8 protein-coding genes are annotated in these 7,088 nt (G+C 71.3%); 7 read left to right on the top strand and 1 reads right to left on the bottom strand.

All coding sequences use genetic code 11. The features are described 5' to 3' along the window. On the bottom strand, nucleotides 1-603 hold a 603-nt coding region (locus ACFU6K_RS25970), incomplete at its 3' end, for an HAD family hydrolase (protein WP_380666877.1). 635 nt (nucleotides 604-1,238) lie between these two features. On the opposite strand from ACFU6K_RS25970, the gene ACFU6K_RS25965 reads away from it, so the two are divergent. The 7 genes from ACFU6K_RS25965 to ACFU6K_RS25935 form a co-directional block, all read left to right on the top strand. After that, on the top strand, nucleotides 1,239-1,769 hold the full coding sequence (locus ACFU6K_RS25965) for an adenine phosphoribosyltransferase (RefSeq protein WP_380666875.1): 531 nt from the start codon (nucleotides 1,239-1,241) through the stop codon (nucleotides 1,767-1,769). Nucleotides 1,770-1,780: 11 nt separating this feature from the next. Continuing rightward, complete coding sequence (locus ACFU6K_RS25960) at nucleotides 1,781-2,074, top strand: acyl carrier protein (RefSeq protein ID WP_380666873.1); 294 nt, start codon at nucleotides 1,781-1,783, stop codon at nucleotides 2,072-2,074. Then, nucleotides 2,071-3,297 (top strand): cytochrome P450, encoded by a 1,227-nt coding sequence (locus ACFU6K_RS25955; RefSeq protein ID WP_380666871.1) that lies wholly within the window; start codon nucleotides 2,071-2,073, stop codon nucleotides 3,295-3,297. Before ACFU6K_RS25960 ends, ACFU6K_RS25955 begins: the two co-directional genes overlap by 4 nt. 5 nt (nucleotides 3,298-3,302) lie before the next feature. Further along, a complete protein-coding gene (locus tag ACFU6K_RS25950; protein ID WP_380666869.1) occupies nucleotides 3,303-4,760 on the top strand; it encodes an amino acid adenylation domain-containing protein in 1,458 nt (485 codons plus the stop codon). 25 nt (nucleotides 4,761-4,785) lie between these two features. Beyond that, nucleotides 4,786-5,571, top strand: a complete 786-nt coding sequence (locus ACFU6K_RS25945; RefSeq protein ID WP_380666867.1) for a thioesterase II family protein — start codon at nucleotides 4,786-4,788, stop codon at nucleotides 5,569-5,571. After that, on the top strand, nucleotides 5,568-6,602 hold the full coding sequence (locus ACFU6K_RS25940; protein ID WP_380666865.1) for a threonine aldolase family protein: 1,035 nt from the start codon (nucleotides 5,568-5,570) through the stop codon (nucleotides 6,600-6,602). Before ACFU6K_RS25945 ends, ACFU6K_RS25940 begins: the two co-directional genes overlap by 4 nt. Before the next feature lie 22 nt (nucleotides 6,603-6,624). After that, nucleotides 6,625-7,088, top strand: a 464-nt coding sequence (locus ACFU6K_RS25935) for an MFS transporter (RefSeq protein ID WP_380666863.1), incomplete at its 3' end; no start/stop codon positions are given.

Genomic DNA, 7,088 nt, shown 5'->3' with positions numbered 1-7,088 from the left:
GGTCAGGTCCTTCAGGACGACATCGGCACCCGCCTCGCGCAGTTGGTCCGCGGAGAACGGCCCGGTGGCCACGGTCACCGCGAGGGCGCCGCCGGCCCGCGCCCCGGTGATGTCGCCGAGGTGGTCGCCGACGTAGACGGAGGCACCCTGCTCCCGCAGGACGGCGCCCTTGCGGTCGGCGAAGACCGAGCCGAAGACGTCGTCGACCTTGATGCCGAGCGCGGCGAGGTTCAGTCGGGCGTTGGGCTCGAACTTGCCGGTGACGACGATCGTCCGACCGCCGTGCCGGTGGACGGCGGCGATCGCCTCCAGCGCGCCGGGCAGCAACTCGCCCACCGGGGCGCCGTACTCGGGGAACAGCGCCCGGTACCGGTCGGCGGCCGTGTCCACCTCGTCGGCGGGGAACCAGTGGGCCAGCTCCTCCTCGATCGGCGGGCCGACGCGGGTGATCGCCAGGTCGCTGTCGATGGCGACCCCCGTCTCGGCCGCCACCATGTCCAGCACCGCCTTGATGCCCGGCCGGCCGTCGGCCAGCGTCATGTCGAGGTCGAACCCTATGGTCAGTGCGGGTGCGGGGGATGCGTTGATCTCGGTCGTGTTCATGGCAGCAATGATCCGGCCCAACCTTGTGGTGAAGCAAGTTTGAGACTTCGTCAGACCTGAAGTCCCGAGCGTCGGCGGCGGGTCGGGTTCCCGTCGGGCGCGCGGGGGGAGTCGTCGACGGCCGACTCCGGCAAATCGCCCGCAACCCGGCAGACCTGATGATTTCGACGCCAATGCCGGTGCGGTCAGGGCATTTCCGACCTGACTCACTGTCAATTGCTGTTTCCTTCTGGATGAAAGACCAGGCGATCTTGCCGAGGGGTCGCCCGCGATGTAGCTTCGTCTGTAGCGTCATGAACACGCCAGCTAGCGTCGCGGAATCAACCGGGGGGCTGTGTTTGCCGATGAAGTTCTGGTGTCGACCAGTGATCCGACTGCCACGGGCTGCCTGATCGTGCCCAGGGGGCTCCCGGCTCTGGAAGAGCCCGCCGATGAGATTTCCGGCGCAGGAGAGCCTTTTCCCCGGGCAGGCGCATCGGCCGCTTCGGCATGATGGCGGATCGTCCCCCCTCACCACGGAAATCCGGAACCACTTTCAGTAGTAGGCCTTTCCCGGCATGCCCGCGTGTCCGTGTGCTCACGCGCTCGAGCGCCCGCCGGGACCTTTCACTGTCGTACGGCAGCAAGGAGGACTCATGAAGACCGGTCATCAGCGGGACGGCGAATCAACGGTTCCAGTGTTCGAGGACTTCCGGGCCGGCGTGGCGTTTCGCGACGTCATGCCCGTCCTGGCCAGCCGGGAGTCCTTCGGTGCGGCACTCGAAGGCCTCACGGAGTGGTCGACTCCACTCGCCCCGGACTACGTCGCCGGCATAGACGCGCGCGGCTTCATCCTCGGTGGGGCCCTGGCGGACCGCCTGGGCTGCGGCTTCCTGGCCATTCGCAAAGAGGGGAAGCTGCCGGGCGAGACGGTGGGCCGGACGTTCTCCGGTGAATACTCGACCGACCGGATCGAGATTCGCAAGGACCTGGTGCCGCCCGGTGCCCGGGTCCTCATCCATGACGACATCGTCGCCACCGGGAACTCGGTGGCGGCCGCCGTGGAAATGCTCGAGGAACTGGGCGCCACGGTGGTCGGAATCACGTGCCTGATCGAGAAGTCGTTCCTGAAGGGAAGGTCGCGCGTGAGCGTGCCTCTCTTCTCGGTCTATTCGTTCGACGCGTAAGGGAGTTGCTCGTGGCAGTGGAAACAGCACAGCAGACGTCGGTCCAGGAGCGGCTCACACAATTATGGGCCGCCCGGCTGGAGATCTCGTCGATCGGCCTGGACGAGGACTTCTTCGAACTCGGCGGCGACTCGCTGACCGCCGCGGAACTGCAGGGGGACATCGACCGGGAATTCGGGGTGGAGGTGTCGGCCACGACCCTCTTCCTGTCGCCCACGATCGCGGAGTTGACCCAGGTGATCGAAGAGGCGGTGGCGGCGGCCCCGCCCGGCACGGCCGAGGCGTACCCGGGAGGCCGGCAGTGAGCACCGGCACGGCAGGAGACCTCACCGATCCCGCGCTCTACTCCCAGGGTGAACCGCACGAGGTCTGGCGCCGCCTCCGCGCACACGACCCGGTCCACTGGCAGCCGAACTCCGGCCGTGGTGGCGGCTACTGGGTCGTCACCCGGTACGCCGACGTCGAGCGGGTGCTGCACGACTACTCCGCCTTCACCTCGGAGCGGGGCACCCTGCTCAACCTGCTCGGCCGCGGCGACCCGGCGGCCGGGAAGCAGCTGGCGGCGACCGACCCGCCGCACCACGACCGGGCGCGGATCCCGCTCAAGCAGGCCCTCGCCGTCAAGCCGCTCGCCTCGTTCTCCGACCGGATCCAGGCCGGCATCCGTGACCTGCTCGCCCCCGGGGCCGACGGACAGCCCTTCGACTTCGCGGTCGCGATGGCCCGGCTGCCCCTGGTCGCCCTCAGCCCCATCCTCGGGCTGCCCGCCGAGGACCACGAGCGCCTCATCCGCCTGGCCATGATGTCGACGGCGGAGGAGGACCCCGAGTTCCAGTTGCCGGGCGGAGTGGAGCCGACCCTCAAGCGCGGCCACCGGGAGATCTTCGCCTACTTCTCGGACCTGGTCCGGGCCCGGCTGCGGAACCCCGGCGACGACCTGATCAGCGTGCTGGCCGAGACCGAGGTGGACGGCGAGCCCATCTCGACCGGTTCGGTGATCTCCAACTGCTACAGCATGCTGCTGGGTTCCGCCGGAACCCTGCCGCACGTGCCGATCGCCGCGATCGTCGAACTGGCCGGCAGCCCGCGGTACGAGGACTGGGCCTCGCACCCGGAGCTGCTGGACTCCGGCATCGAGGAGGCCCTGCGCTGGGCCACGCCGGCCAGCAACTTCATGCGCTACGCGCTCCAGCCGGTCGAACTCTCCGGCGTGCGGATCGCCGAGGGCGACGCCGTGGTCGCCTACCTCGCCTCGGCCAACCGGGACGCCGAGGTCTTCCCCGACCCCGACGTGTTCGACATCCGGCGCCGCCCCAACCGGCACCTCGCCTTCGGTGTCGGCCACCACTACTGCGTCGGCTCGCACCTCGCCCGGCTGGCCCTGCGCCTGCTGTTCACCGAGCTGTTCGCGACGTTCTCCTCGATCGAGGTGGTCGGCGAGATCGAGCGGATGCACTCGACGTTCCTGGCCGGCTTCAAGCGGGTGCCCGTCGCGGGCGTGCCCCGCAGGGCCACGGTGAAGGGCTGAGGCGGATGACCCACTGGGTACCGGACCTGCCGGTCGTGCCGCTCCACGCCCCGCCGCACATCCTCGACCTGGTCGAGCCGTTCCGGGGCCGGGGCGCGGCGGTCGTGGACGCCGAGGGATCGCTCGACCACGCCGAGCTGGACGAGCGGTCCGCCGTGGTCGCCACCGCGCTGCGGGCCGCCGGGGTGGAGCCCGACAGCCCGGTCGTCGTGCACGCGCGGCTGTCGCGCTGGGCGGTCGTCGCCATGCTCGGGGTGCTGCGGGCCGGAGCCCGGTACGTCCCCGTGGACGCGGGGTTCCCGGTCGCCAGGCAGCGCTACATCGCGGAGGCGAGCGGCGCGCGGCTCGCGGTGTCGGAGCCGGGGCTGGACGTCCGGCTCGACGGCCTCCGATCGGTGCCGGCCGACACCGACGGTCCCCGGGGCGAGACCGTCCGCGGCACCCTGGCGTACACCTGCTTCACCAGCGGGTCGACCGGCCGGCCGAAGGGCGTCACGATCTCCGCCGCCGCGCTGGCGGCCTCGACCGCGGCCAGACTCGCGTACTACCCGACGCCGGTCTCGACCTTCCTGCTCTGCTCGTCGATCTCCTTCGACAGCTCGGTCGCCGGCATCTACTGGACGCTGGCCTGCGGCGGCCGACTGGTCATCCCGAGCGACCGCCCGGCGGACCTGCTGGCCGTCGGCCGGGCCGCGCGGGAGTACCGGGCGTCGCACCTGCTCATGCTCCCGTCGCTCTACGACATCGCCCTGCGCGGCGGCCTCGCCGAGCGGGCCGACACGCTCTCGACGGTGATCGTCGCCGGCGAGGCCTGCCCGCCCGACCTGGTCCGGCAGCACTTCGAAGCGCTGCCCCGCACCCGGCTCTACAACGAGTACGGTCCGACGGAGTGCACGGTGTGGAGCGCGGTCCACGAGTGCACCCCGGCGGACGCGGACCTCCCGGACGTGCCGATCGGCGGCGCCGTCCCCGGGGCGAGCCTCTACGTCCGCTCCGCCGACGGCGCCGCCGTACCGCCCGGGGAGCCCGGGGAGCTCCACATCGGCGGACCGGGCCTCGCCGAGCCGGCCCGCGAGCTCTACCGCACGGGGGACATCGTGTCCGTCACCGCCGGGGCCGAACTGCGCTTCCACGGCCGGGCCGACCACCAGCTCAAACTCGGCGGGATGCGCGTCGACCGCTCCGAGATCGAGCAGGCGCTGCGCACCCACCGGGACGTGGCGGCGGCCGCGGTCGGCGTCTGCACCGTCCAGGGGCGGAAGAAGGTGGTCGGCTTCGTCAGCTCGACGACCGGGGAGGTCGACCGGCGCAGCCTCCGGGCACACCTCATCGAACGCCTGCCGGCCGTCGCCGTACCGAGCCGCATCGTGGCGCTGCCCCGGCTGCCCGTGCTGCCCAACGGCAAGGTGGACCACGGCGCGATCGACGAGCTGGCCCACGACACGCTGCTGCAGAAGAACTGACCGACGGAAGGAGGTGGGGACGACCGTGGCAGCACCCCGTTGGCTGATGTGCCGTCAGCGTCGACCCGACGCCGCCCTGCGCCTCTACTGCTTCCCGCACAGCGGCGGTTCGCCCGGCGAGTACCTGCGCTGGGCGGACCGGCTCCCCGCCGAGGTCGAGGTGTGGGGGGTCCAACTCCCGGGCCGCGGAAGCAGGATGCGCGAGCCGGCCATGACCGACATGAGGGAACTGGTCGGCGCGTTGACGGAGCAGGCCGAGTTCTCCGGCCCGTACGCCTTCCTCGGGCACAGCCTCGGCGCGATCGTCGCCTACGAGACGGCCGTCGCGCTGAGGGCGCTCGGGCGCCCGGAGCCGGAGCAGCTCATCGTGTCCGTGAACGGCCCCCCGCACCTGCACCGCCCCGGACTGCCGCTCCACCTCCTCGACGGCGTCGACTTCGTCCCCCGGGTCGAGGAGCGGTACGGGCCGCTGCCGCCGGAACTCGGGAACGACGTGCGGATGCGCGAGCTGTACCTGGCCAACCTGCACGCGGACCTGACCGTCGTCGCGACCTACCGGCACGTCCCGACCGCCCCGCTGGGCTGCCCCGTCCTCGCGCTCGGCGCCACCGACGACTGGGAGGACGAGAGCAGGCTGCGCGAGTGGGGCCGGCACACCACCGGCCCGTCCGACGTCCGGATCCTTCCGGGCGGCCACTTCTACTTCCGGGACCACCCGGACCTCTTCTTCGACTGCCTGACGGACAGCCTCGGCGCCCTCACCGGGGGCCCGGCCGTCCGCCCGGCACCCGACCCCCAGGGAGCGCCGTGACCAGCCAGACCATCGACCTGCGGAGCGACACCGTCACCAGGCCCAGCGCGGCCATGCGAGCCGCCATGGCCGCCGCCGAGGTCGGTGACGACACCCTCGGCGACGACCCCACGGTGATCCGGCTGGAACGGATGCTCGCCGACGCCTTCGGGTTCACCGGCGCGCTGTTCCTGCCCAGCGGGGTCATGGCCAACCAGCTCGCGCTCCGGCTGCTGGTGCCGCCGGGGCAGGAGCTGCTGGCCGACGCCGGCGCGCACTTCCTCCTCTACGAGGACGGGGGAGTCGCCTGGCACGGCGGGATCCTGACCCGGACGACGGTCTCCGAGGACGGGCTGATCGACCCGGAGGTGCTCGCCCGGATGATCCGTCCCGCCACCGCCTACGGCAGCGGGACCCGGGCGGTGGCGGTGGAGAACACCCACAACGCCGCCGGCGGCGTGGTGTACCCGCTGGCCGCGCTGGAGGAGATCCGGCGGGTCACCCGCGAGGCCGGGGTCACGGTGCACTGCGACGGCGCCCGGATCTGGAACGCCCACGTCGCCAGCGGCGTCCCCTTCGAGGCCTACGGAGCCTGTTTCGACACGCTGTCCCTCTGCTTCTCCAAGGGGCTCGGCGCACCCGCCGGCACCGTGCTGCTCCTCGACGCCGACCGTGTGGAGGAGGCCCGGGTCATGCGGCACCGGATGGGCGGCTCCATGCGGCAGACCGGGATCCTGGCCGCCGCCGCCATCCACGCCTTCGAGCACAACATCGGGCGGATGGCCGAGGACCACGCGAACGCGGCCCTGATCGCCGGTCTGCTGCGCGACGCCGGACTGGACGTCCGGGAGCCGCAGACCAACCTGGTGTTCGTGGAGGTGCCCGATGCGGCGGGGGTGCAGGAACTCTGCGCGGCGTCCGGCGTTAGGGTCTCGGTGATGGGACCGCAAACGGTCCGCCTGGTGGCCCACTTGGACGTCGACAAACAGCAGTGCGAGCGGGCGGCACTGACGGTCGCCAAGGCTGTCGCCCAACCGGCCACGGGCAACTGAGCACGTGTAGGAGCAGCTTGAGATGTCGTTCCGAGTGTGGCTGTCGGCCAGGTTCTTCCTGTTCTTCCTGACCTGGAGCTCGTACCTCTCCTACTGGGGGGTCTGGCTGCTCGCTTCCGGTTTCGGACCGACGGAAGTCACCGCGATCATCACCGCCGGTCTGCTGTCGCGCTCGGTCTCCATCGCCGTCGTCTTCCCGGTGCTCTGCCGGACGGTCCCGCTCCGGAGACTGTCGCGACTGATCGCCTGGACGGCGACGGCGCTCAGCCCGCTCTACCTGACGCACCCTCAGTTCGCTTCGATGATGGTGGTGTCGGTCCTCGTCGGCATCAGCTACCCCCTGCTGATGCCGTTGAGCGAGACCCTCGCGACCATCGGCGCGGCGAACGGGCAGGTCGACTACGGGAGCGTCCGCTACTTCGGCTCGGCGGGGTTCCTCTGCGGCCTGGGCGTGTCCGGCGTGATCGGGCGGACGGTCGGCAGCTC

It is taken from the genome of Kitasatospora sp. NPDC057512 (assembly GCF_042802135.1).
Taxonomy (GTDB): domain Bacteria; phylum Actinomycetota; class Actinomycetes; order Streptomycetales; family Streptomycetaceae; genus Kitasatospora.
This window is presented reverse-complemented; position numbering and strand designations above follow the sequence as displayed.

Excerpts from the sequence above, each read along its gene's own strand:
- ACFU6K_RS25965 (WP_380666875.1), top strand. The coding sequence starts at position 1,239 with ATGAAGACCGGTCATCAGCGGGACGGCGAATCAACGGTTCCAGTGTTC.
- ACFU6K_RS25950 (WP_380666869.1), top strand. The coding sequence starts at position 3,303 with ATGACCCACTGGGTACCGGACCTGCCGGTCGTGCCGCTCCACGCCCCG.